Source organism: Pseudomonas sp. EA_65y_Pfl2_P74, from assembly GCF_963970575.1.
Classification (GTDB): Bacteria; Pseudomonadota; Gammaproteobacteria; order Pseudomonadales; family Pseudomonadaceae; genus Aquipseudomonas; species Aquipseudomonas baetica_A.
Genome location: NZ_CAXAOQ010000002.1, coordinates 21,462 through 43,861, shown reverse-complemented (window position 1 = coordinate 43,861; position 22,400 = coordinate 21,462). Strand labels below are relative to the sequence as shown.

25 protein-coding genes are annotated in these 22,400 nt (G+C 55.2%); 17 read left to right on the top strand and 8 right to left on the bottom strand.

The genetic code is table 11. The features are described from left to right. The first annotated feature begins 2 nt into the window (after nucleotides 1–2). Entirely contained in the window at nucleotides 3–737 is a 735-nt protein-coding gene (locus AACY18_RS01645; RefSeq protein ID WP_339464054.1) for a hypothetical protein, read from the top strand. Nucleotides 738–942: 205 nt separating this feature from the next. Here AACY18_RS01645 and AACY18_RS01640 read toward each other — a convergent pair whose 3' ends face one another. Beyond that, nucleotides 943–2,646 carry an ATP-dependent nuclease gene (locus AACY18_RS01640; protein WP_339464053.1) on the bottom strand — a complete coding sequence of 568 codons (1,704 nt, stop codon included), beginning with the start codon at nucleotides 2,644–2,646 and terminating at the stop codon, nucleotides 943–945. Nucleotides 2,647–3,167: 521 nt separating this feature from the next. Between AACY18_RS01640 and AACY18_RS01635 the strand changes: the two genes are divergently transcribed. The 5 genes from AACY18_RS01635 (at nucleotide 3,168) to AACY18_RS01615 (ending at nucleotide 6,901) form a co-directional block, all read left to right on the top strand. After that, a complete protein-coding gene (locus AACY18_RS01635) occupies nucleotides 3,168–3,677 on the top strand; it encodes a BRO-N domain-containing protein (RefSeq protein WP_339464051.1) in 510 nt (169 codons plus the stop codon). A 336-nt stretch (nucleotides 3,678–4,013) separates the two neighbouring features. After that, nucleotides 4,014–5,210: a colicin E3/pyocin S6 family cytotoxin gene (locus AACY18_RS01630; protein ID WP_339464049.1), complete on the top strand. Its 1,197-nt coding sequence runs from the start codon at nucleotides 4,014–4,016 to the stop codon at nucleotides 5,208–5,210. Then, a complete protein-coding gene (locus AACY18_RS01625) occupies nucleotides 5,207–5,437 on the top strand; it encodes a DUF7683 domain-containing protein (protein ID WP_100847617.1) in 231 nt (76 codons plus the stop codon). The genes AACY18_RS01630 and AACY18_RS01625 overlap by 4 nt, the downstream gene beginning before the upstream one ends. A gap of 61 nt (nucleotides 5,438–5,498) precedes the next feature. After that, entirely contained in the window at nucleotides 5,499–5,732 is a 234-nt protein-coding gene (locus AACY18_RS01620; RefSeq protein ID WP_310868378.1) for a DUF7683 domain-containing protein, read from the top strand. A gap of 179 nt (nucleotides 5,733–5,911) precedes the next feature. Beyond that, nucleotides 5,912–6,901, top strand: a complete 990-nt coding sequence (locus AACY18_RS01615) for a hypothetical protein (protein WP_339464045.1) — start codon at nucleotides 5,912–5,914, stop codon at nucleotides 6,899–6,901. Nucleotides 6,902–6,904: 3 nt separating this feature from the next. On the opposite strand, the gene AACY18_RS01610 is transcribed toward AACY18_RS01615, so the two are convergent. From AACY18_RS01610 to AACY18_RS01600, 3 genes are all read right to left on the bottom strand, one after another. Beyond that, nucleotides 6,905–8,101: a hypothetical protein gene (locus AACY18_RS01610; RefSeq protein WP_339430897.1), complete on the bottom strand. Its 1,197-nt coding sequence runs from the start codon at nucleotides 8,099–8,101 to the stop codon at nucleotides 6,905–6,907. A gap of 86 nt (nucleotides 8,102–8,187) precedes the next feature. Then, nucleotides 8,188–8,907 (bottom strand): DUF6933 domain-containing protein, encoded by a 720-nt coding sequence (locus AACY18_RS01605; protein ID WP_339430898.1) that lies wholly within the window; start codon nucleotides 8,905–8,907, stop codon nucleotides 8,188–8,190. 152 nt (nucleotides 8,908–9,059) lie between these two features. Next, complete coding sequence (locus AACY18_RS01600; RefSeq protein ID WP_339464044.1) at nucleotides 9,060–9,875, bottom strand: sulfite exporter TauE/SafE family protein; 816 nt, start codon at nucleotides 9,873–9,875, stop codon at nucleotides 9,060–9,062. 112 nt (nucleotides 9,876–9,987) lie between these two features. Here AACY18_RS01600 and AACY18_RS01595 point away from each other — a divergent pair, with 112 nt between their 5' ends. The 4 genes from AACY18_RS01595 (at nucleotide 9,988) to AACY18_RS01580 (ending at nucleotide 11,883) form a co-directional block, all read left to right on the top strand. Continuing rightward, nucleotides 9,988–10,755 carry an AraC family transcriptional regulator gene (locus AACY18_RS01595; protein ID WP_339430900.1) on the top strand — a complete coding sequence of 256 codons (768 nt, stop codon included), beginning with the start codon at nucleotides 9,988–9,990 and terminating at the stop codon, nucleotides 10,753–10,755. 93 nt (nucleotides 10,756–10,848) lie between these two features. Further along, nucleotides 10,849–11,166, top strand: coding sequence for an XRE family transcriptional regulator (locus tag AACY18_RS01590; RefSeq protein ID WP_339430901.1), 318 nt, complete (start codon nucleotides 10,849–10,851; stop codon nucleotides 11,164–11,166). Between the two features lie 41 nt (nucleotides 11,167–11,207). Beyond that, on the top strand, nucleotides 11,208–11,576 hold the full coding sequence (locus AACY18_RS01585) for a type II toxin-antitoxin system RelE/ParE family toxin (protein ID WP_339464043.1): 369 nt from the start codon (nucleotides 11,208–11,210) through the stop codon (nucleotides 11,574–11,576). Continuing rightward, nucleotides 11,563–11,883, top strand: coding sequence for a helix-turn-helix domain-containing protein (locus AACY18_RS01580; RefSeq protein ID WP_339430903.1), 321 nt, complete (start codon nucleotides 11,563–11,565; stop codon nucleotides 11,881–11,883). Before AACY18_RS01585 ends, AACY18_RS01580 begins: the two co-directional genes overlap by 14 nt. Before the next feature lie 12 nt (nucleotides 11,884–11,895). On the opposite strand, the gene AACY18_RS01575 is transcribed toward AACY18_RS01580, so the two are convergent. Continuing rightward, nucleotides 11,896–12,951, bottom strand: coding sequence for an MBL fold metallo-hydrolase (locus AACY18_RS01575; RefSeq protein WP_339430904.1), 1,056 nt, complete (start codon nucleotides 12,949–12,951; stop codon nucleotides 11,896–11,898). 213 nt (nucleotides 12,952–13,164) lie between these two features. On the opposite strand from AACY18_RS01575, the gene AACY18_RS01570 reads away from it, so the two are divergent. The 3 genes from AACY18_RS01570 (at nucleotide 13,165) to AACY18_RS01560 (ending at nucleotide 16,168) form a co-directional block, all read left to right on the top strand. Continuing rightward, nucleotides 13,165–13,773 (top strand): TetR/AcrR family transcriptional regulator, encoded by a 609-nt coding sequence (locus tag AACY18_RS01570; protein WP_339464041.1) that lies wholly within the window; start codon nucleotides 13,165–13,167, stop codon nucleotides 13,771–13,773. Between the two features lie 383 nt (nucleotides 13,774–14,156). Beyond that, a complete protein-coding gene (locus tag AACY18_RS01565) occupies nucleotides 14,157–15,476 on the top strand; it encodes a methyl-accepting chemotaxis protein (RefSeq protein WP_339430906.1) in 1,320 nt (439 codons plus the stop codon). 167 nt (nucleotides 15,477–15,643) lie between these two features. Further along, entirely contained in the window at nucleotides 15,644–16,168 is a 525-nt protein-coding gene (locus AACY18_RS01560) for a DUF1003 domain-containing protein (RefSeq protein WP_339430907.1), read from the top strand. Here AACY18_RS01560 and AACY18_RS01555 read toward each other — a convergent pair whose 3' ends face one another. Then, nucleotides 16,169–17,110: a LysR family transcriptional regulator gene (locus AACY18_RS01555; protein ID WP_339464040.1), complete on the bottom strand. Its 942-nt coding sequence runs from the start codon at nucleotides 17,108–17,110 to the stop codon at nucleotides 16,169–16,171. Between the two features lie 15 nt (nucleotides 17,111–17,125). Here AACY18_RS01555 and AACY18_RS01550 point away from each other — a divergent pair, with 15 nt between their 5' ends. Together AACY18_RS01550 and AACY18_RS01545 are read left to right on the top strand one after the other, a co-directional pair. Continuing rightward, nucleotides 17,126–17,830 carry a CTP synthase C-terminal region-related (seleno)protein gene (locus AACY18_RS01550; RefSeq protein WP_339430909.1) on the top strand — a complete coding sequence of 235 codons (705 nt, stop codon included), beginning with the start codon at nucleotides 17,126–17,128 and terminating at the stop codon, nucleotides 17,828–17,830. Continuing rightward, the gene (locus AACY18_RS01545; RefSeq protein WP_339430910.1) at nucleotides 17,830–18,144 is read left to right on the top strand and encodes an antibiotic biosynthesis monooxygenase family protein; all 315 of its coding nucleotides are present in this window, start codon (nucleotides 17,830–17,832) and stop codon (nucleotides 18,142–18,144) included. The genes AACY18_RS01550 and AACY18_RS01545 overlap by 1 nt, the downstream gene beginning before the upstream one ends. A 126-nt stretch (nucleotides 18,145–18,270) precedes the next feature. Here the strand turns inward: AACY18_RS01545 and AACY18_RS01540 are convergent, their stop codons facing one another. Next, the gene (locus AACY18_RS01540; protein ID WP_339430911.1) at nucleotides 18,271–18,597 is read right to left on the bottom strand and encodes a DUF2025 family protein; all 327 of its coding nucleotides are present in this window, start codon (nucleotides 18,595–18,597) and stop codon (nucleotides 18,271–18,273) included. A 220-nt stretch (nucleotides 18,598–18,817) separates the two neighbouring features. Here AACY18_RS01540 and AACY18_RS01535 point away from each other — a divergent pair, with 220 nt between their 5' ends. Continuing rightward, nucleotides 18,818–19,945 (top strand): glycerophosphodiester phosphodiesterase, encoded by a 1,128-nt coding sequence (locus tag AACY18_RS01535; RefSeq protein ID WP_339464039.1) that lies wholly within the window; start codon nucleotides 18,818–18,820, stop codon nucleotides 19,943–19,945. Between the two features lie 139 nt (nucleotides 19,946–20,084). After that, nucleotides 20,085–20,390 (top strand): PepSY domain-containing protein, encoded by a 306-nt coding sequence (locus AACY18_RS01530; protein WP_339430913.1) that lies wholly within the window; start codon nucleotides 20,085–20,087, stop codon nucleotides 20,388–20,390. Between the two features lie 314 nt (nucleotides 20,391–20,704). Here the strand turns inward: AACY18_RS01530 and AACY18_RS01525 are convergent, their stop codons facing one another. Further along, on the bottom strand, nucleotides 20,705–22,327 hold the full coding sequence (locus AACY18_RS01525; protein ID WP_339430914.1) for a methyl-accepting chemotaxis protein: 1,623 nt from the start codon (nucleotides 22,325–22,327) through the stop codon (nucleotides 20,705–20,707). Nucleotides 22,328–22,400: the final 73 nt, after the last annotated feature.

Genomic DNA, 22,400 nt, shown 5'->3' with positions numbered 1-22,400 from the left:
ATATGGAACTATTACAAATGCGCTCTTTCAATGCCGAAGGCATTGAACAAATGCGGACTTTGCTAGCGTTAGCTCGTAGTACTTCCACCTTTTCGGTCCCAGCTCAACTACTAGAAAGCTCTTCCTTCTCCATAGAAGTCGGAGCACCAATTCGTGCAGACATTTTCAGCGCTTCAGCATTCGAATCGAAACTTAAATTGGCAGAGGCTATTGATAATGCGGTTCGCGCAGCATCACTAGACCCAGCAAATTTGGAGCATGATCAAGGGTTCTGGAGTTGGTTGACTTTACGATTTTCTGAAAAATTCATCACTAATAAAGGGAAAATTGGTGAAGACGCGCTCTGGATTTACATGCCTGGCAATTGGCGAAAACTTTACAGGCAAAAAATGGCTCCAATTTGGTTAGCTTATTTAGCTCACCGAGACAACTTAAACCGCCTTAAAGGCGTTCTGGACATTCCAGTAAATAAGACCGGAGAAGTGTATGAGCAAGCGATGTCTAGAAAATCAGTTGTAAACAGCCCTGGTATAATTGAGCTATTCACAAAGCTTTACTACGACGATTCAGTAGCAAATCTTAAGCGAGGCAGCGGTGGTAAAGACGGTGGCTCACCCAGAAGGCTATCGACTGTCTTGGATCAGCTCAGTCTGACCTACGATATCGAAGCCTTAGGATGGAGTGGCATAGCTAACATGCTCCCGAATGACTTCAAAAAATTTATCCCTGACATTTAATTGCGGACTTTACCTTTTCTTTCGAAAACAAAATGGACACTCTCTGACTGGCGATAATTCTCTCTAGCGAGTCAGAGAAACCATTTAAACAATTAACTATTTATTTACCAAGCCTAAGTTTAACACTCAACAAGCACACGGACATGATGAGCCACGCCTTAATAACCCAGACTATTAGCACTCAACTCAGATCACAGACAAAAAGTTAACGTAACAACCTCATAAATATTTCACAACGAAGTGCTTCCGTCACTCTTAACAATTTATTCGGATCATCTCTTAACTCTTCTTGCGCGAATTTCTTCACCTTACCAAGCAGCTCTTTGCCCGGAGTTAGCTCAACTTTAAATTGCTCATACCACTTATCAACTGTTTTATTTACCAACTCAATATCTTGATTTCCATCCTTATTAAGACTTAACTCTCGCCTATCTCTAAGAATGAAATTTGCAAGCTTCCTTTTAGTTTCACCCTCTAGTGCAGCAACAAACTCCTTATACTTTCTCTCGGCAACCTCAAAATCAATCAAATATACTTCTTTTATATGCGCCGGCGAGCAAAAATAGGATTCTATTTCTTGATACTTTGTCATAAAAAACAACAACCCCTTACTCTCACAACTTTCTTTCAAGCTTAAAGCCTCTCGATCAGAATCTACTCGTTGATCCCTATCAATATGGACAATAACCTTCACTAAAGGAATCTGCTTTCTAACAAAGCCCTGAAGTATTTTTGCAAAATCAACTTTTGAACACCCTTCATAAGAGTGCAACACAAACTCGTCCTCGCCAAGCCCATTGGCGATAGCAAACTTATTCAAAAATTGTTTTTTTTCATCAATATCATCTACTTTATCTTCAGTAACAATAATATACTTAAGACTTTTCTTTGCAAACAAATAATCAGCATCGGCAGCGCCTATATCTAATAAAATCTTACTACCCTTCACTCCTGAACTGGCATTTCCGTTTTGAAAATGCACCACATTCGCCTTATCCTCTAAAGCATCCAAAATATATCTAGAGTGAGTTGAAAAAACCACTCTCAACTCAGGATTTTCTGTTGACCTTCGTGCCAATTCATTAGCAAGCAACTTTTGTTTCGTGGGATGCACATGTGAGTCAGGCTCATCTAAGAGTATGATTTTTGAATTAAAATACTCAATATAAGCGAATATTTGAATAATTTGAAGAAGGCCTGTTCCCACGGAATCGAGAGGCAACTCCAAATCCTCACAAACCACTTCAACTTGAATATATTCAGATTTATTTTCATCAAACCGCGCAACCACATCAACGTTATTGTAAATACTATTTACAGATTTTTTAAAGGCACACCATTTTGCATCATCCTTGCTGATCGAGTAAAGTATATTCCTAAGATAGTTATTACTATCACCACGTGTCGCAGACTTCTTTACAGTTATTGTTACCTCATACTTTTCCTGAGTAGGCACCCCCGCTATTCCTGGCACGTATACACAATAAGGGTTATCAATATCACTAAGCTGATCTCCAAAATCGCGCCCTTCTAAACTTGTAGTAAATCCGCCATTTTTCCCTCTAGATATCTTAAGCGAGGAAGTTTTCTCATTTGACAAAATAAATTCAATCCAGCTTCGATCCTCTCTTCGCCTCGAACCAATCAAACGCTTGCCATGATATAAATACTCGATATTACTTGTTGGCGTGTAAAGATACTCTCCAGAGTCCAAAGACAGAGTTTTGGTACCCTTACCTGTCCATATCCCCCCTTTTAATTTCAAAGTCTGGCAGCCCGACACTGCAAACTGGACCCCTTGAATAAAACTACTCTTCCCAGAATTATTCGCCCCAATAAAAACATTTAAAGGCTGTAAAACCACCGTAACATCGTCTATTTTTTTAAACTTCTTTATTTGAATCTTCATAATTTTCCTTGTTGTTTTACGAAAAAATATAAAAAATAAATTCCGCCGCTACCGTTTTTTTTGTTGAACGGTTGTTTATATCAGGCTCAGACGGGCAAATATAATTTATGGACACCCATTTAGGAAATCCACTTCCCTCGAAAAGCGAAATTCACCGTAACTGCATAGATACGACACGGCTTGACCTTCCTGCTCCGTAATACTAACCTCCCAGTGAGCCTAAGAAACTCTACAAACCAGAGCGGTTCTCCGCACCCGACAGTCATGCGGCTTTTTTTCGTCTGCGGTTTCTCTACGCCTGCGAAAAATCCCGTTATGTCGGGAGTGGGCGAATACAAGACCCGAAAGGGGAATATGTCCGGCCCGTCTCTGGTGGGTTTCTTAGCTCCCGACACCCTAACGAATGCCCTAAGAAAGCAGCCAGAGGTAAATGGAAATGCCTGGATATCAAACCTTCATGATGAAGGTGAATCGCTGTACCCGCCGTTCGAATCCCGTGCCTCTTGATCAGGAGGCATGCCATGTCTGAACCACTTCTTCCTACTCGTTTCACCCGAAACAAAACCCACCTGCACGCCCTTCTGGTTGAGAACCAGGCGTGGTTCTGTGTCCATGAGCTCGGCCGGTTGATGGGCAAACATCTTGATGAGCGCCAATTGCGTAAACTCGACGCTGATCAGCAGCAGATGATGCGCGTGGAGACTTATGGCGAGGCTCAGGACTACATGATGGTGAGTGAATCCGGTGCGTATGCACTGCTGATCTATCACTACTGTCCTGAGCATCGGCAGCTTCGTGAGTGGCTGACGCATCAGGTTGTGCCTGCGTTACGTGATGCTCGTCCGGCGCGAGCTGTAGAGCGGCCGACGTTGAGTGTTTTGAGTTGGCCGCAGATGTCGCTGAGTACGTTGCACTGGCAGGACGAGCCGTGGATTCGGTTGCGGGATATGCCTTGTTTGCTGGCGGAGGACTCGTTCAATCAACAGGAGTCCTGGTGGCGTAAGGCTTCGCGACTATTGCGCGGTTGCTGATGGTTTAAAGATCCGCTGTTTGAGGTTCAAGCAGCGGATTTTATGTACTGCAAAATGCTTGGGGCTGCTTCGCAGCCAAGCGGGAGCAAGCTCCCTCGCCACAGAATAAAAGGTTGCCTCCAATGCTGGGTTGAGCATTGAAATCCAGTTGACGCTGACAATCGCCAGTAGAGTGACGACGCCCACCGCCCCACATACTCTGCACTGACCTCCAAATCAAACAGCGAAAACTCCTAACCTCATCCAAGCCCCGTCCTACAGCCTCAATGCATCACCTTCGTTAACGTCGCCCGGCTTCTTTCCGGTGCGACCGAAAAATGAACGAAAGGATGATCAGTGGCTGGCAAAAAGGATATTCCCCGGGTCAGGAACCCACCTTCAGGCGACGGGCATCACGTCACCTACCGGTTCATGAACACGACCGAACTGGCCGAGCGCGAAGCCAGGCAGAACGCTTACGAGGCCATGCTGGCTCGGCAGGATGCGTTTGAGCGCAGCCGGCAGGTCGCTGTCAAAAAAGACGAGGCGGTTCGGGCCGGATGCGTGTTCGCGAAGTCTTGCAAGCTGCCGGACGCGATCATTGATTACTCGAATCCCTCCGGGATGGTACCGACCGACAGCCTGAGGGATTACGGCGAATTCGCTTTACTCGGTACCCGTGAGGCCGATGATGCCGGGCTGCGGAATCTGCAAACCATCAGCGGCAATACCGTTTCATTCGGCCTTGGGCGCCTTGCCCTTCGCAGCCCGACACTCGTCACGCCAGCAATAGGTCTTGGAGCCGCCATTGGCGCTACTGGTGCCGCACTCATGACCGGCATGGTCGCTTTGCTCTGGACGCCCAGCCTGGGTGACAGCGCTCTCTACACCGAGGAACAATTGCGCGCCCTCAAGCAGGCCCGCACCCGTGTTCGCCTGCGCATCGAGCAACAAACCGATGGCAATCTCAAAGGTTATGCCTTCTACACCGGCAAGAATCGCGATTGGGAAATGGTCGATGTCGTAAAACTGGAACCCCGCGACAGCCAGTACGTCGCCAATCTGGGTGAAGGCGTCGAGCTGATCTGGACACCCGCCGTAGACGGTTCCGACATTCTCGGCATTCCTGCTCTGGAAGCCGCCCCGCAGGCACCGCACATCTGGGTTTACCCGCCAACGAAAGCGGCGAACGACATCCTTGTGAATCCTGTTTACCCACCGGAGTACAGGGATTTCATCCTGGTGTTTCCAGAGAGTTCGGGGGTAAGGCCGGTTTATATTGTGGTGAGTGTTTCTGATCACAAATATCATCCGGCACCGCCCGGACTTGCAGCGTTCCAGGATGCGATCAAGGCAGATCGTAAGACTTCCGTTAAAGGAGGCGGCGGGCTTAGAAAGCGATGGAAAACCAGAAAGGGACTGATTTTTGAGTGGGACTCACAACACGGTACTGTCGAGATGTATGACAAACGAGGTCGCCATCTCGGTGAGTATGACCCAGCAACTGGCGCGCAAACCAAACCAGCGGACGGCACGAGGACAGTAGAACCATGATCTATCTAATCGAGGCATTTGATAAAGAAAGCGGTTTCCTGGCTTTTGAAGAGGAACTCCCAAGTGGATCAGATCAGGCGATAAAAACCATCATGGAATGGACGGTGGAACAGCAAGGATGGGAGGGATACGATCTCTCGCACGAACAGCTTGGAGCCCTGGAAAAACTACTGGGGAAAGAAATCTATAACCCTGCTTATAAATTTCAGCTCAGCTGCAATGTGTAAACGATGGTTCTGACACCGGTGAGCAGAACAAACCGGCCTCTCCAAAGAGAAGGATAGAACCATGACTCACGTAATTTATGCGTTTGATCGATCCACCGAAGCTCTGATTTTCGAAGTGCCTATCTCGGCAGAGGCTATCGAGCAGCTGCGAGTCATCATGAAATGGAACGACGCAGAAGACGAACTCTACGGTTACGATCTTGATTTTCAGCAGCTAGCACAACTGGAAACGCTAACCGGAAAATCTTTCTACGATCCTCAATACGATTACCAACTCGCTAGCTACGGAAACTAAAAATTTAGTCGCCTACACCGTCATGCGAGGTTGCTGTCGGGATCAACGATTGAGTTGATCCCACCAATCGCCAGCAGGCTGGCTCCTACAGGTTTTGCATCATCCTGAAAAGAGTCAGTGCAACCCGCGCCGCCTCCCGCTATTAATACCCTCCCCCACTCAAGGATCCGAGCCCCACCATGAAATTCGATCTCGCCTACTGCCTCAGCCTCGACGACAAGTTGTCGATCTATGACGTTCGCGATCTCAATTTCGACGAGACGGTGGCGTTCGATTCCGCCAAAGAACACTTCCAGTGCCCCAACGATGCCTGTCGTTCGGCGTTCGAGGCTTCCAACGCGTTGGGCACGTTCAACGCCAAGAATGTGAATTACGTGCGCACGCCGCATTTCAAGAATCTGCCCACTACGCAGCATGTGGCGGGTTGTCCATATGTGAGCTTGAAGGCGTCGGCGTCTGGTATTGAGACGGCGGACGGCGAGACTGATGACGGGCGGGAGGAGCATTTTCCATCAGAGTTGTTGCTGACGCGGCGTGAGTATGTGCGCAAGCCTGCCGCGCCGGCGGTGGCGGCGGATGTGTTGCGTGATGATCCGGTGCGGGTGGCGGCGGTGGGTGGTAAAGAGTCAGCGAGTCGTGAGTCGGCGCCGGACAAGACCAGTGTGTTTGCGCATCCGGTGGAGTGTTTTGTGTCGAACTTCGCCGACAAAGATTTGCTCAAGCGCATGCCGTTGAAGATCGGCGAACACACGGCGCCGTACAGTTCATTCTTCAAGCCGATCAAGTTCTTGATGGACAACAAGGGGCTGATTTACTGGGGCCGGATCAAGAAGATCGAGGACTTCCACGACGGCGCCAGCTTTCGTATCGATTTCGAGGACAGGGTCTGGTGGAAGAAGCCTGAGGACAGCAAGAAGAAGCCTTACACAGTCAGCGTTTATCTGAACAAAAAGTTGATCGACAACTACCGCAAGCGCAAGGCGTTTCTGGAAGAGATCAAGCAGGCGGTCGACAGTGACAAGGCATTGTTCTGTTTCTTCTATGGCGTGACGCCGGAGTTGAAGCAGGTGCCGGGCAAGAAGAACCCCGAAAAGCCTTTCGAAGTCTTCAATGCCAATATCGAGAACCTGGATCACTTCATCATTCGTGAAGCGCCGGGTCTGGCGTGACGGCTAGCCTTGGGGCAGTTGCAGTTTGACGGCGCCGGGGTGTTGTTTGATCAGTGAGTACGGCAGCACTGGCCACTCGGGCGCATCACAGGCGCGTGCGACGCGCGCAAAGTAGGCGCCCAGGTACACGCCTTTGGCGGTGAAGTGCCAGGATGGATAACCCCAGATACTTTCGTCCGTATAGTCGCAGCTGTTTTCATCCTCCTCTGCCGGCTTCTTCATTTCATCGGGATACAGCGCAGTGAGTTGTTTGACCAGCCACGGCGCAAGCACTTCACGTTGATAGGTTGAGTGCGCACTGCTTTGCGCGGAGCTCAATGGCTGATCGCCCAAGCTGTCGCGATCGGCGTGCAACAATGGCTTGCCCTCGCCCACCCACAACACATCTTCCAGCGACAGCGAATGCCCGCTGCTCACATCAATATTGAGCGGCGAATCACCGAAGTCAGGATGCGCGCCCCCGCAGTAGTAGCTGGTTGAAATATTCAGGCTGACGAGCGCGGGCGAAATCAGCTTCGGTTCGGCCTGCTGCATGAATTCGACGTTGTCCCCACCCTGCAACTGGCAGTAGTGGTAACTGATGACTTCACTCCAGAGGCGCCCGAGCAACTGCTGATTGACCCGTTGCAGGTCATCTTTGGGCAGGCCCGATTCAACACTGAACAGCGAAATTTTCGACTCAGGCTCCGTCCACCATTGCAGGTCATAGCCCATGAAATTTTCTTTCTTCACGGGTTTGAGCTTGAGGCCCTGTAGGCGCAAATACTCGTAGGGCGAGCTTTTGGGTAGCGAGGCAATGAAGGGCAAAGTGGTTGAGGTCGGCGCAGGCAGTCTGGCCTCGGCCAGTTTCACCGGCAGTTTTTTGCCCTGCGGACTTTGCCATTCGCCCTGCCAGCCATTGGCGGTTTCTTCCAGCTTCAAGGTCGGCAGCGGCTTGTCTTCGCCGTAGCGGTTGTCGCCTTCAACGAGGTTCAACGTGCCGTCTTGCAGCCAACCGCTGAGGGCCAGGTCGCGGTGATACTTCTCGTAGAAATAACGGCCGCTCACTTCGTCCGGCTGTTCCGTGTTCAACTCAACGACGATGGGCGTTTTGCCCAGCGTGCCGGTAAATACATGCCGACCGTCGTCGGCATGGGCGGTGGAAATCAGCGTGAACAGCGCAGCGGCGCAGGTTGCCGGACGCAACAGTCCCTTGAGCATTGATCGATCCTTGAGAGAGGCAGAGACAGCGCCGGAAGATGAGTGCCGGCGCGGGTAAGTTCGGGGCGGATTATGGCGAGTGCACTCTAAGTATTCGAGTGTTGTCGCTCGTATTCTTGCAACCAGGCTTCGCGCTTGATGGCCGCGTTCTCCAGGATTATTTGCTTGCGGCGTGCTTTGGCTGCATGCAGTTGAACGTCATCCAGAAAACAATAATGACGCAGCCAGTGGAGCGTCATTTCCTCATCCGGGAAGTAATACGTCTTCACGCCCTTGCTGTTTCTGGGCGTGTCATTCATCTGCTCGTCAAACACCCTGGCGGTGTCTTCATCAGGCGGTAAACAACCGATTTGAGCGGCCTTGCTCTGGAAGATCCAGGCAATTTCATCAATGTGCTTTTGCGCACTGCGGTGGCTGCGCCGATAGAACGTTTGCTGCTCACAGGTCTGCGTCATCCGCGCCAATATCAAGTCGGGATCGAGCCACTGTTGGAGATCGTGCTTCAACGCATGCATCAACAACCCGCTGGCCCAACGCTCGACAAATCGCGCCACAAACCCTTCGGCGTCAGCCTTCTTCGCGTCGGCAAAGATCATGCAATAACGGGTTTTAACGTGGATGGCGATCAGCACATGCTTACGTTGCACGGTTATCGCGTGTACCAACCATTGCTCGTCGGCACCGGTCAACGGGTCATCTTCGATGATCGAAGACGGCGGCTTCGGATCAATGGGCGATAGCGTTTTACCCTTTTGAATCCGGCTGAAAAACTTACTGGCAGCCTCGGTGCAATTGAAAATCAACATCCTGGTTCTCTGCTAAATACGGGAAATGATGCTCTGTCGTCATGTTTGATTTCTTCTGCCCATTCAGTGTTGCAGGGCTGGCGAGCGGTGCCTGAAATGCGCTCTCACCGCTCTGAGCCGATATCTCACAATTGCTCATCGGTCTGTAAGGCTCACTTTATCGAGATAGCCAGCAGCACGACAATCAGCAATCCAATATAGACCCACGCATGCACCCGATCCGGAATCCGTCGGATCCACGGCGTGGCCAGTCTAATCCCTATCAACGAGCCAACCGTCAGCACCGCAAACGCCAGCAGGTCTACGTAACCGATAAACCATGGTCCCAGATCCGTCTCGCTGACCCCGGCCAGGGCCATGTAGGTCAGCGTCCCAGCCATTGCCACCGGCACACTCAACGGATTGGCCATGGACGTTGCCTGGGACATGCTCAGTCCGCAGCGACGCAAGAGCGGCACGGTCATGACGCTGCCTCCTACACCGAGGAACGTGGCGATGACGCCGATGCCTACACCGCCGCCGGATATTTCTGTAATGCCGAGTCGGCGGGGGATGACGCCTTCGTTGCGGGTGAGAAAGCCGCGTCTGAGCAGGCAGTCGATGATGGTCACGCCGAGGTAGGCGATGAAGGCATAGCGGATGATTTCGCCACTGACCCACACTGCCGCAATCGCCCCCATAACCGCGCCAACCCCGATAAACCCTCCCAGCGGCCACAGATAATGACGGATCAGGTTGCCGGCGCGGCGGTGTTTGTCGGTGGCGATCAGGGCGTTGACGATCATCACGCAGGTCGAGGTGGCGACGGCGATGTGCATGGCCGATTGGCCGACGGGGTCATCGGCGCCGTGGCTGGCGGTGAGCAGGCGATAGAGCAGCGGCACGACCACGAAGCCGCCGCCGAAGCCGAAGAGCACGGCGGTGATGCCGGTCAGGCAGCCGAATAGGGTCAATAAGAGATAGAGCATGGAGGCGTCGTCCGTTGGTGAGGAGCGGTCGACGATAGAGCGGCAGGTCTTGGCCTGCATCAGCAAGCCGGCCAATAATGTTTGCGTTTACGCCAATGGTTGAGAGCCCTCAATGCGCAATGTTTCGATCAATCTGCTGGATGACACGCCGCGCCCGGTGGTGGCGATCGGTACGGATTATTCCCACGGTCATCTGTTGCCGTTTCATACGCATCGGCGCGCGCAATTGTTGTACGGCGCGACCGGGGTGATGCAGGTCAGCACCCATGACGGTAACTGGGTGGTGCCGCCGCAGCGCGCGGTGTGGATTGCGCCGGGGGTGGCGCACGAGGTGTTGATGCTCGGCGTGAGCACGCGCAGTTTGTACATCGAACCGGGCGCGGTGGACTTGGGTGGCCGCTGTCAGGTGGTCAGTGTGTCGCCGCTGATGCGGCATTTGCTGATGGAGGCGGTCGACGTGCCGCTGACCTATGACCTGAGCGGCCGCGACGGCGCGTTGATCGATCTGTTGCTGCATGAACTGACGCGCAGTGCGCCATTGCCCTTACACATTCCCTTGCCGACTGAGGGAAAACTGCTCGCGCTGTGTCAGAACTTTCTGCATCAACCGTACGCCCATCAATCACCAAAGGAATGGGCGGACCAGTTACACATAAGCTTGCGTACCTTCAACAGAATGTTTCGGCAACAGACCGGGTTGAGCTTCAGTCAATGGCGACAACAAGCCTGCGTGATACAGGCATTGGCGCGGCTGGCGTCGGGTGAAGCGGTCACGCGGATTGCCCTGGATTTTGGCTACCAGAGCCCGGCAGCGTTCTCGACGATGTTCCGGCGCATTCTCGGTCAGGCACCGTCCGTCTGGTTGGAGGCGGCTAATTGAGGCAAATCAAAAATTGCGTTTGATCCCGGCCAAAAACAACTGTACAAAAACACAGTGTATTTTCAATCAGCACTCTTGAGCCCGGAGCACACCATGGCCTCTCTTGCGATGAACCATATCCTCGAACGCATTGCCCTTTTCCAGTTCACCCCGACTCACTGCGTCCAGGCCCGAGCGATGCTGGGCTGGAGCGTGGAGCAGTTGTCGCTGGAAGCTGAAGTTTCGGTAGCCGACATTCAACGGTTCGAGGCGCAGCAAGAGCTCGCCGATGCGGCGCGCCTGGCGCTGGCGTATCGGTTTGAGGCGCAGGGGTTGGTGTTCTTCCCCGGGTTTGCGCCGGGGCGCAGTGCGAGTTTGGCGGGGATGGCTGTGGAATCGGCGGGGCGTGGGGGTTATGCGATGGCTGATTAAAAGTACACGTTGATTTTTATCCCCATATAGGTATATTCCGCATGAGTGCAAGGAAGCCGCTCTTGTGGGTCTGCAGTAGTAAAAAAGATCTCAAGCAGATGCCCACTGAGGTACAGGACGTTTTTGGTCATGCACTGGATTTAGCCCAAAGTGGCTTGAAGTACCCAGATGCAAAACCCCTGAAAGGTTTCGGAGGTGCGGGTGTCCTAGAGTTGATCGAAGACTACGACACCAACACTTACCGCGCCATTTACACAGTTCGTTTCGGCAGTGCCATTTACGTTTTGCACTGTTTTCAGAAGAAGTCGACAAGCGGAGTTAAAACCGCCCGGTCCGACATCGACCTGATCAGAAATAGACTTCGAGCCGCTCAGGATCATGCGAAAGGATCAGAAAATGATAGAAATTGAAGAAAGCAGCGGGAACGTCTATCAAGATCTGGAGTTGCCCAATGCCAGTGAAATGCAGGTTAAGTCGCAGCTCGCAGCAAAAATCGGCGAGATCATCAAGGCGCGCCATCTCACCCAAATTCAGGCTTCGGAGATTCTGGGGCTTTCACAACCCAAACTTTCAGAGATGCTGCGAGGAAAATTCCGCGGTATCAGTGAAGCGAAAATGATGGAATGCCTTTCACACTTGGGACGAGACGTACAGATCGTAGTGAAATCGGCCCCCCGTTCACGGAAAGAGGGACGTATTGAAGTGGTGTTCGCTTAACACGAACGCCTATCACGCATTCTGGACCATGGCCTCACGCTCCTCCTCAACCCCCAACCACCACGCATTCCCACGCTGCGGCTGAGCGATGTTAAACGCCTCGCCCATTTGCGGGGTGGTGATCGAAATACTGCGTTCCCAGGCCAGTGACAGGATGCGGTCGAACGGTTCATGCCAGGCATGCATCGCCAAATCGAACGTGCCGTTGTGGATGGGAAACAGCCAGCGACCCTTGAGGTCGATGTGCGCTTGCAGGGTTTGTTCCGGCTGCATGTGTACATGTGGCCATTCGACGTTGTAAGCACCGGTTTCCATCAGGGTCAGGTCGAACGGGCCGTACTGTTCGCCGATGCGCTTGAAGCCGTCGAAGTAACCGCTGTCGCCGCTGAAGAAGATCCGCGTGTCGGCGTCGATCATCACCCATGACGCCCACAGCGTGCTGTTGCCGTCGAACAGGCCACGGCCGGAGAAGTGCTGCGACGGCGTGGCGATGAAGCGGATGCCGGCGATTTCGGTGCCTTGCCACCAGTCGAACTGACGAACTTTGTTGGCATCAATGCCCCACTTGATCAGGGTATCGCCGACGCCCAACGGGGTCAGGAACAGGTTGGTTTTGGCGGCCAGCCTGAGTACCGCCTCGTAATCGAGGTGATCGTAGTGGTTGTGGGACAGAATCACCGCTTCAATCGGCGGTAATTCGCTGATGCTGATCGGTGGCTGGTGAAAACGTTTCGGGCCAGCCCATTGCACCGGCGATGCGCGCTCGGCGAAGACCGGGTCAGTGATCCAGAATTTATCCTGCATCTTGAGCAGCAAGGTCGAGTGACCGAGACGATAAATACTTTGGTTTGGTGCGGCCAGCAGGTCTTCACGGGTCAGCGGCTGTACCGGAATGGCAGCGGCGGGACGGGTGTTGTGCGGTTTGTGGAAGATCATGTTCCATATAATCCGCAGCGTTTTACGAAAACCTTCGCGCTGCACCGGCGCATGATTGCGAAACAGCCCCTGATCCTGTCGAGAGGCGTCAGGCGTGGAATTTTTAGCCGGGAGCGAATCTGGATTGGCCATGACTGAATGACTCCAGAAAACCGCGTCATTCGCGGTTTTCCACGGTGGGACGATAAATGGCCAAGCTGCACGCCTAGGCCGAACTGTCTGGTTTTTAGGCTGCGTGGATTAACGCAACATTACACTGATCGGTGTAGTTTCTAGGTTGCATGAAAGCGCATGGCAAGTAAACTGCCAAGTGTAATTTCATCTCCTCCTTGCCGAAGCGTATCTATGACTGCTCCACAGCGCCTCACCGACCGTAAACGCGAAGCCATTATTCAAGCGGCGATTGCCGAATTCCGCGCCAACGGTTTCGAGATCACCAGCATGGACAAGATCGCCGCCACCGCAGGTGTGTCCAAGCGCACGGTGTACAACCATTTCCCCAGCAAAGAAGCGCTTTTCGCCGAAATTCTCAACCAGTTATGGGCACGAATCAGCGACGAGCCGTCGGTCATTTATCGCCCCGATCAGCCGTTGAGCGATCAGTTGCGGCAAATATTGCAGGCCAAGGTGCAGATGATGGCGGACGAGAACTTCCTCACGTTGGCGCGGGTGGCAATTGCCGCGACCGTTCATTCCCCGGAGCGCGCGCAAAACATGGTCGAGCGCATGGGTGAACACGAGGGAAGTCTGACTGTGTGGATTCGTGCCGCGCAGGCCGATGGCCGACTGAAACCGGTTGACCCGGAGTTCGCCACGCACCAGGTGCAGGGGCTGCTCAAAGCCTTTGGCTTCTGGCCACAAATGTCGATGGGCCGCGCTGCTCTCGATGCCGACATGCAGAACACCGTCGCCGAATCGGCACTGGAAATGTTTCTGGCCCGTTATCAACGCTGACTCATCTCTCGTCACCCATCCTGCGCTGTTGAGTGAGCCTGAGTATCGGTTTGACGCGGCCTAAAAACTTGTACAAGGTCGCCCGCAACTGAAAACGGATCCAAAAAAGCGCTAAATGCCTTTAAATTAAAGCTTCACAGCGCCATCAGCGTCGCCTTCACTTGCTTGAAAGCTTGCCACATTGCCCCTTAAAAACTTATACAAGATTGTATAAAAATTACTTTCTTGTACAAGTTTATGAAGTTTTGTATAAGTAGCGAGCTGTCAGTCATGGAATGCTGGCATTGAGCCGCCAACGCCGAATGCCGCCCGCGCATTCGGCCTGCCAGCGCGGGAATAAGGACTGAATCCTTGACCCAACCTATTTCCAGAGTACTGCGAGCATGTTTTTCAATCGCCAGAAGTCCGTCATCGACGATCTCCAGCAAACCCTCACCGAGCAAGCCGGCCTGCTCGATGCGATCAATCGCTCGATGGCGGTGATCGAATTCGACCTTGAGGGCGTGGTGTTGCGTGCCAACGACAACTTTCTCAAGACCATGGGTTACACGCCCGAGCAGGCTATCGGCCAGCCACATCGACGTTTCTGCACGCCGGAGTTCGGCCGCAGTGCTCAGTACACACAGATGTGGTCACAACTGAAGAACGGCCAGTTTCTGTCAGGCACCTTTGAACGGGTCGACAGCAAGGGCGAGCCCATCTGGCTCGAGGCCAGTTACAACCCGATCAAGGATGCTTCGGGACGTGTGGTGAAAGTGGTCAAGTACGCCATGGACGTGACCACCAAAATGCAGCAGGAAAGCGAGACCAACGCCAAGTTGCAGGCCATCGACCGGGCGATGGCGGTCATCGAGTTCAACCTTGACGGCAGTATTCTTACGGCCAATCAGAATTTTCTGACACGCATGGGTTACACACTCGCCGAACTCAAAGGTAAACATCACCGCTTGTTCTGTCCCCCGGAACGGGTCAACAGCAGTGCATACGAGGATTTCTGGCGTCGGTTGAACCAGGGCGAGTTTTTCCACGGACAGTTCGAACGCATTGATAAACGTGGGCAAACGGTATGGCTTGAGGCCAACTACAACCCGGTCTACGACGCGGCCGGGCGCTTGTGCAAAGTGGTGAAGTTTGCCTCGGACGTTACCGCCCGCGTGGTGCAGCACGAACAGGACGCGCGCAGCGCCAGCGCGGCTTATCACATCTCGGTGGAGACTCGAAAAGTCGCCGAGCAAGGCACACAGGTGATCCAGCAGGCCGCCAGCGAAATGCGCGAAATTGCCGAGGACATTGCCCAGTCTTCAACCTTGATTGCGCAACTGGGCGAACGCTCGGAGCAGATCACTGCCATAGTCAACACCATCCGTGCGATTGCCGATCAGACCAACTTGCTGGCGCTCAACGCGGCGATCGAAGCGGCGCGCGCCGGTGAGCAAGGTCGCGGTTTTGCGGTAGTGGCCGACGAGGTGCGACAACTGGCGGCGCGCACCAGCGGTTCGACGGCGGAGATTTCCGGCATGATCACCTTGATCCAGAACGAGACCCGGCAAGCGATCAAAAGTATGGACGGCACCCGAGGTCGCGCGGCGCAAGGCGTTGAACTGGCGAATCAGGCGGGCACGGTGATTTTGCAGATTCGCGACGGCGCCAGTGAAGCGGTGCAGGCGGTCAGCATGTTTGCCAACGAGCACGCGCCAGGCTGATATCTGTGCATCGCTGGTAGACCGAGTCGCGGCCATCGCGGACAAGCCCGCTCCCACAGAGATTGAGTCAACCACACAATTGGTGTACGACGACTTAACCTGTGCGCGCGGGCTGCCAAAACGCAGCGCTATAGTGACTGAACGTCCCAAGCCCTGCCGAGTGCATCATGACCACTGAAAAAGCTGAAACACCTGCCACCGACCACCTGCGCTTCCACCGCCCTCACGCCCACCTCGCCACAACCTTCGGCAACGACAAATTCGCGCTGCGGGCCGAGGCGTTTGCGCGGTTCTTCGGCACGCCTCTGTTCCTTGGCGCACAAACATTGATTGTCGCGGTGTGGATCGGCCTCAACGTGTGGGGTGTGACGCAATTCGACGTCTACCCGTTCATCCTGCTGAACCTGGCGTTCAGCTTGCAGGCCGCTTATGCCGCGCCGTTGATCCTGCTGGCGCAAACCCGTCAGGCTGCACGCGACAAGGCGCAAGCCGACGCTGACGCGCAGCACCGTGAAGCCCTGGCGCAAGCCAACACCGAGCGCCAGGCCCAGGCCGCGAAGAACACCGCGCAATTGCTTGAACTGCTGGAACAAAACACCCGCCTCACCGAAATGACCAGAGACCTGAGCGAACGCATCGAAGGTCTGACCAAAGAGTTACACGCGCATGTGTGTCAGAACGCACTACGTTGATCAGGACAGACGCAGGGCTCGCCCGAGCTCATCAAACAGTGTGACCACCGAGCGCAACGCCCGGCAATCCGGGCGGGTCAGCAACCACAGGGCGGTGTCGTAGCCCTGCAACGGCTCGCTCAATGCCTGCAAACCGTCACTGATCAAGAAGTCCGGCAACGCCGCGACACCAAGGCCGGCGCGCACCAGTTCGGTGACGGACAGCATGCTGTTGCAGCGATAGCCCGGGGTCACGCCGGGCAAGTGCTGACGACGCCAGGCGACCGTCGGATGATCGGGCAGAAAGTCATCCGGGGCGATCCAGGTCAGCGCTGTCAGATCCGAAGCATCGACGCTGTCCAAGTAGCGCGCGCTGGCGCAGACCCGGTAGGAAATCTTCGCCAGTTGCCGTCCGACCAGATGTTGCGGCGGTGTGCGCGTCAGGCGCAGGGCAATGTCGGCGTCACGACGGCTAAGGTTGGCGAAATCGTTGGAGGTGCTCAATTCGAGGGTCAGCGCCGGGTAGTTGGGCATGAACTGCGCCAGCGCCGGCAGCAGCAAGCCTTGCAACACCGAGTCGGTACACGTCAGGCGCACCGTGCCGCTGATCACTTCGCCCCCCTGCTCCACGCCGATCCGCGCGCCGTCCAGTGCTTGCTCGGCACGTTCGGCCTGCTCGGCCAGCGTCTGTGCAAGCGTCGTCGGTAAATAGCCGGTGCGGCTTTTTTCAAACAATTCGCGGCCAAGGGCAGCCTCCAGACGGCGCACGGCGCGGAACACCGTCGACACGTCAACCTTCAGCAGCTGTGAGGCCCGGGCCAGAGAGCCGCCGCGCACCAAAGCGAGGATCAGGGTTAGATCCGGATAGTCGAGCCGATAGTGCGTCGGTGCATTGATCACTTGGATAAACGCCAATATTGAGTGCGTGAACGCCAATCTATAGTGGGCGCCATCAATCAACAAGCGCAGGGAACCCCCATGGAAAGCCGCGTCATCCGCATTGCCCTGATCGGCGATTACGACCCGCTAGTCACCGCCCATCAAGCCATCCCCGTGGCACTCGGTCTGGTCGCCGAACACCTCGGCCAACCTGTGCAATTGGACTGGTTGGCCACCGAACACATCCACGCCGATACACCACTGGAAGGCTTCGACGGTTTCTGGTGCGTGCCGGCCAGTCCTTACAAAAGTGAAGCTGGCGCACTGCGGGCGATCCGTTTTGCCCGCGAGCAGCAGCGCCCTTTCCTCGGCACTTGCGGCGGTTTTCAGCATGCCGTGCTGGAATTTTCCCGCCATGTGCTGGGCTGGGCCGACGCTGAGCATGGCGAAACCTCACCCGATTCAGAGCGAGCCGTGCTCACGCCTCTGATCTGCTCGCTGATCGACGCCGTGGACAGCATTCATCTGCTGCCCGGTTCGTTGATCGCCCAAGCGTACGAAACGTCGCAGATTCATGAAGGCTATCGCTGCCGCTACGGTGTGAATCCACACTACGCGAGTGACCTTCTCAAACATCAGCTCCAGGCGGTGGGGCATGATTCAGCGGGGGATTTGCGGGCATTCGAACTCAAGGATCATCGTTTTTTTGTCGCAACGTTGTTTCAACCAGAACGTGCGGCGCTCAAGGGCCAGATGCCGCCGTTGGTGCGAGCGTTTGTCGAGGCTTGCAAGGAGCAACGTTGATGAAGCCGACTACAGATTGTTTCGCGGTGATTTTCAATTCAACCCGCACCGAGGGCGACAACGGTTATGCCGAGGCGTCCGAGCGCATGATGGCGTTGGTGGGCGCACAGCCGGGGTTTCTTGGAATTGATTCGATTCGCGGGCCGGATGGTGTCGGGATCACGGTTTCGTACTGGGAGAGTGAGGCGGCGATTTTAGCGTGGCGACAAAATCCTGAGCATCGGGTGATCCAGGAACGAGGACGCTCGATCTGGTATTCGGCGTTCCATACGCGGGTGTGCAGGGTTGAGCGTGAGTATCGGTTTGGGCAGTAGGTGCTGTGCCGTGCTTTAGGCCGCCTTCGCGAGCAAGCCCGCTCCCGCAGGTGATTGGTGAGCGCCACAGAGCCCGTGTGGGAGCGGACTTGCTCGCGAAGAGGCACTCACCGTCACGAAAAACCCTCAGCCCCGCACCAGACTGCGCACCGCCACAATCTCTGGTACTTCGCGCTTGTGCATGTAAACGCGCAACGGCTCGGTGATGTTGAGGCGGTCATCGACATTCTGATCCAGCAACAACTGAATCAACTCGCGTTTAAGCGTCATGGTCTGCGGCGACGCGGGTGCCCAGACGAATTCACTGGCGGGAATAATGCCGTCGTCGGCCACGTCCATGCCGAACGAATCTTCGCTGAAACGCACGATGTACTGACCGGTTTTGCGGTTCAGGCCAACAAAGCCTTTGAGGTCGTCGGCGGCCTGGCAGATGAGTTGGGAGGTGATGTGCATGATAAACCTCACGAAAAATGATCGATGGTTTACACGCAGGGCATTGGACGGCGCGCTCTCTGCCGGAGCGTCTGCCGAGGGCAAGCGTACTGCAAACGGCGCCACAAAAGTGCAGAAAAAATCGCTTTTAATACGTTTATGTCGGTCTGGCGATGGCGGGCAATCGATTCAGTTGTTAAAAGGTACGTCTTTGAAACTGCCCTGCGAAAGGAACTCGAACATGCCCGCCACGTTCACCAAAAGCGCCCTCATGCTGAGCCTGCTGCTCGGCCTTGGTCAGGCGCATGCCGCCAGCCAGACTGATCCTGCTGCAGTCGCCGCCGCTCATGGCATTCCACATCCGGCGGTGATTGCCCACCGTGGCGCGTCCTTCGACGCCCCGGAATCCACCGCCGCTTCCTACAAACTGGCCCGTGATCTGGGTGCCGACTACCTGGAAATGGATTTGCAGCGCAGCAAGGACGGCGTGCTGTTCGCCCTGCACGACAACAACCTGCAACGCACCACCGACGTCGCGACCAAATTCCCGGATCGTAAAGACAGTCCGGCCAATGCCTTCACCATGGCCGAGCTGAAAACCCTCGACGCCGGTAGCTGGTACAACAAGGCGTACCCGGATCGCGCACGCCCGTCTTACGCGGGGCTGAAAATTCTGACCCTCGATGAAATCATCAATATTGCCCAGGCCAACCCAGCGCACAAACCTGGTCTGTATATCGAGACCAAAGAGCCGCAACTGTTCCCCGGGATCGAACACGATCTGAAAGAGAAACTGCAGGATCGCGGCTGGTTGAGCCGGGCAGGTTCGAAACTGGCGAAGAGCGAAACGAGCGTCGGTCAGGGTAAAGGCCGGGTGATCTTGCAAACGTTCGAGAAGAACAGCCTCGAACTGCTGCAAAAGGAAATGCCGCAAGTGCCGAAAATCCTGCTGCTGTGGGTGGGCGAAGGCGGCATGGAGCCGAAATCCAAGGTGACTTTTGCCGAGTCTGGCGAGAAGGACAAAAACGCGTTTTACGGTAAACAGGAACCGAAGTCCGATGCCGAGTTCAAGCAGTGGGTCGACTTCGCCAAGGCGCATGGTGCCATCGGTACCGGCCCTTCGGCGAAGCTGACCCATGGCGGCGACCAGAGCTACTCGGATCTGGTGCAGCCTTGGATGAACCAATACACCCACGATCAAGGCTTGCTGGTGCACGTCTACACCGCCGATGAGCCGGTGGACTTCGAGAAGGTCATGGCCGCAGGCGTCGATGGCATCTTCACCAACCGCGCCAGCGAACTGTTGAAGTTCTACAAACGCCCGGCAGCGGCCAGTGTTGATCAGGTGTTGAAGAACAACGGCTTTTGATCGGCCACCGGGGTGTCCGCATCGCGAGCCGGTTCGCTCCCACAAGAGCATTCTGCGGACGATGCGGTGTTTTAAGGGTGAATTAAGTTGCGGTGGTTAACCTGAGGCCACTTCAACAAACAACCCAAGGAATGACCCGATGAAAACGTTGACTGCCCTGTTTGCCGCCGCCGCTCTGACCCTCAGCGCAGGCCTGGCCCAGGCTGATGTGCGTGTCGATCAGATCCCCGAACTGGTCAAATCCGGCAAGATCAAATCGCTGGAAAGCATGAACCAGGAAGCGCTGAAACTGCACCCGGGGGCGACCATCACCGACACCGATCTGGATAACCACTTCAACGGTTATGAGTACGAAGTCGAACTCAAAACTGCCGACGGCAAAGAGTACGACGTGGACTTTGATGCCACCACCGGCAAGGTGCTGAGCAACAAACTGGATAGCTGATACACCTTGCACACCAAGCCGCTCGATCACTGGATCGCGCGGCTTTTTTGTGCCTGACAGCAAACCCTTTGGGAGTGGGCTTGCTCACGAAGGCGGTGCTGGCCGACGCCGTGGTGGAGGTGTCTTCACTGACTTCGCTGATCGACGTTTTGCGGGTCGCCGTGGCGAGGGTTTGATTGATCGATACAGAACTGAGGCCGACCATGGGAATGCTCCAATGCCGGTTATAGATAACCGGCCATCGATCATGCTCGCCGCCAATTGAGATTGACTGTGTACCGTCTCGGTATCCGATCCGGTACACAGCCAACGAGTCAGGCACTCAGGCGTGCGGTGACTTCGTTCAGTTGCCCGGACAGGCCGTGCAGGTTCTGGCTGGCGCTTTCGGTGCGCTGCACGTTGTCGAGGTTGGTGCTGGCAATCGAAGTGATCTCGGTCAGGTTGCGCGAGATGTCTTCGGCCACCGACGTCTGCTCTTCGGCCGCCGTGGCGATCTGACGGTTCATGTCGCGGATCGCTTCGACGGCGTGGGTGATGCGCTCCAGCATCGCGCCGGCCTGAGTGACTTGCTCAACGCTTTCGTCGCTGCGCGCCTGGCCGCTGTCAATGGCTTGCGCGGCGTCCACAGCACCGGTCTGCACGTTCTGGATGATCTGGTTGATCTCGATGATCGACTCCGCCGTGCGCTGTGCAAGGTTGCGCACTTCGTCAGCCACTACGGCAAAACCGCGCCCTGCCTCACCGGCCCGCGCCGCTTCGATTGCCGCGTTCAGCGCCAGCAGGTTGGTTTGCTCGGCGATGCCGCGAATCACTTCCAGCACTTTGCCGATACGGCCGCTGTCGGCTTCGAGACGACGGATCACCGTGGCGGTGTTGGTGATTTCGCTGCGCATCTGGGTGATGGAGTGGATGGTGCTCTGCATGACCTTTTCACCCTGTTGGGCAGACTGGTCGGCATCGTCGGCAGCACGCGCAGCGTCAGCCGCGTGACGCGCGACTTCCTGGGCGGTGGCGGACATTTCGTTCATTGCCGTGGCCACTTGATCGGTGCGGTTGAACTGCTCGTTGGTGCCGCCGGCCATGGTGGTGGCGATGGCGTTCAATTCGCCGCTGGCGCTGTCCAGATCGCTGGCGCTGCGTTGCAGGCGAGTGAAGGTTTCAGCAAGGAAATCACGCAGGGTGTTGGCGGCGGCCGCGAGGTTGCCCAACTCGTCCTGACGGTCGCTGACCACACGCTCGGCCAGTTTGCCGCGACTCAACTGGGTCACGTAATCAATCAGCTTGCGGATCGGCTCAACCAGGTTGCGGTTGACCAGCCACAGGCTCAACACACCGATCAACAGGCCCGACGCGAGCATCACCAACAGCCCAAGCCAGACGGTGCGATCGGCTTCGGCGCTGATCGATACCGATTGCTCGGTGCCCTGTTTGCGCAACTCGGCCACCAGTTCGCTCATTTGCTCGCTGGCGGCGCGGTCGACACCTTTGACGGCGTTGTCGCCGGCAACCGGATCGCCACCGGCGGCCACATAGGCATCGCGGCCCTTCTGATAAGCGGCACCGAGTTGGCGATGCTCGTCACGCAGACGTTCGATACGGGTTTTCAAACCGGGATCGATACTCTTCTGGCTGGCCAGTTCGCCGAGGATGTTCTGTACATCGCGCTGACGATCTTCGAACTGCCCCCAGTACTTGCTCAGATCCGCCGGTTGCTTGCCGCGCAGCAGGACGTTTTTCCATTCCTGCACCTGCACTTTGAATTGCAGGTTGGCTTCGTCGATCAGTTGCGAGGTGTGCAACGGACCGGCGATCAATCGGCTGTAGCTCTGCACGCCGTTGGACAGGAAATGAAAGCAGGCCAGTGCGATCAACAGCATCGCTAGCAGGCTGCCGCTCAGCAGGGCGAGAATTTGCGCTCTCAGGGATTTTTGCAGCATTGCAGGTACTCATGGCAGGGATGAGGCACGCCTGTTTCAGGCGTGAAAAAGTGGCCGGACTTCCCTGTCGGCG

What these genes read in the sequence shown, in the direction of transcription:
- AACY18_RS01645 (WP_339464054.1), top strand. Translation starts at nt 3, where the DNA reads ATGGAACTATTACAAATGCGCTCTTTCAATGCCGAAGGCATTGAACAA.
- AACY18_RS01640 (WP_339464053.1), bottom strand. Translation starts at nt 2,646, where the DNA reads ATGAAGATTCAAATAAAGAAGTTTAAAAAAATAGACGATGTTACGGTG.
- AACY18_RS01635 (WP_339464051.1), top strand. Translation starts at nt 3,168, where the DNA reads ATGTCTGAACCACTTCTTCCTACTCGTTTCACCCGAAACAAAACCCAC.
- AACY18_RS01625 (WP_100847617.1), top strand. Translation starts at nt 5,207, where the DNA reads ATGATCTATCTAATCGAGGCATTTGATAAAGAAAGCGGTTTCCTGGCT.
- AACY18_RS01620 (WP_310868378.1), top strand. Translation starts at nt 5,499, where the DNA reads ATGACTCACGTAATTTATGCGTTTGATCGATCCACCGAAGCTCTGATT.
- AACY18_RS01615 (WP_339464045.1), top strand. Translation starts at nt 5,912, where the DNA reads ATGAAATTCGATCTCGCCTACTGCCTCAGCCTCGACGACAAGTTGTCG.
- AACY18_RS01610 (WP_339430897.1), bottom strand. Translation starts at nt 8,101, where the DNA reads ATGCTCAAGGGACTGTTGCGTCCGGCAACCTGCGCCGCTGCGCTGTTC.
- AACY18_RS01605 (WP_339430898.1), bottom strand. Translation starts at nt 8,907, where the DNA reads ATGTTGATTTTCAATTGCACCGAGGCTGCCAGTAAGTTTTTCAGCCGG.
- AACY18_RS01600 (WP_339464044.1), bottom strand. Translation starts at nt 9,875, where the DNA reads ATGCTCTATCTCTTATTGACCCTATTCGGCTGCCTGACCGGCATCACC.
- AACY18_RS01595 (WP_339430900.1), top strand. Translation starts at nt 9,988, where the DNA reads ATGCGCAATGTTTCGATCAATCTGCTGGATGACACGCCGCGCCCGGTG.
- AACY18_RS01590 (WP_339430901.1), top strand. Translation starts at nt 10,849, where the DNA reads ATGGCCTCTCTTGCGATGAACCATATCCTCGAACGCATTGCCCTTTTC.
- AACY18_RS01585 (WP_339464043.1), top strand. Translation starts at nt 11,208, where the DNA reads ATGAGTGCAAGGAAGCCGCTCTTGTGGGTCTGCAGTAGTAAAAAAGAT.
- AACY18_RS01580 (WP_339430903.1), top strand. Translation starts at nt 11,563, where the DNA reads ATGATAGAAATTGAAGAAAGCAGCGGGAACGTCTATCAAGATCTGGAG.
- AACY18_RS01575 (WP_339430904.1), bottom strand. Translation starts at nt 12,951, where the DNA reads ATGGCCAATCCAGATTCGCTCCCGGCTAAAAATTCCACGCCTGACGCC.
- AACY18_RS01570 (WP_339464041.1), top strand. Translation starts at nt 13,165, where the DNA reads ATGACTGCTCCACAGCGCCTCACCGACCGTAAACGCGAAGCCATTATT.
- AACY18_RS01565 (WP_339430906.1), top strand. Translation starts at nt 14,157, where the DNA reads ATGTTTTTCAATCGCCAGAAGTCCGTCATCGACGATCTCCAGCAAACC.
- AACY18_RS01560 (WP_339430907.1), top strand. Translation starts at nt 15,644, where the DNA reads ATGACCACTGAAAAAGCTGAAACACCTGCCACCGACCACCTGCGCTTC.
- AACY18_RS01550 (WP_339430909.1), top strand. Translation starts at nt 17,126, where the DNA reads ATGGAAAGCCGCGTCATCCGCATTGCCCTGATCGGCGATTACGACCCG.
- AACY18_RS01545 (WP_339430910.1), top strand. Translation starts at nt 17,830, where the DNA reads ATGAAGCCGACTACAGATTGTTTCGCGGTGATTTTCAATTCAACCCGC.
- AACY18_RS01540 (WP_339430911.1), bottom strand. Translation starts at nt 18,597, where the DNA reads ATGCACATCACCTCCCAACTCATCTGCCAGGCCGCCGACGACCTCAAA.
- AACY18_RS01535 (WP_339464039.1), top strand. Translation starts at nt 18,818, where the DNA reads ATGCCCGCCACGTTCACCAAAAGCGCCCTCATGCTGAGCCTGCTGCTC.
- AACY18_RS01530 (WP_339430913.1), top strand. Translation starts at nt 20,085, where the DNA reads ATGAAAACGTTGACTGCCCTGTTTGCCGCCGCCGCTCTGACCCTCAGC.
- AACY18_RS01525 (WP_339430914.1), bottom strand. Translation starts at nt 22,327, where the DNA reads ATGCTGCAAAAATCCCTGAGAGCGCAAATTCTCGCCCTGCTGAGCGGC.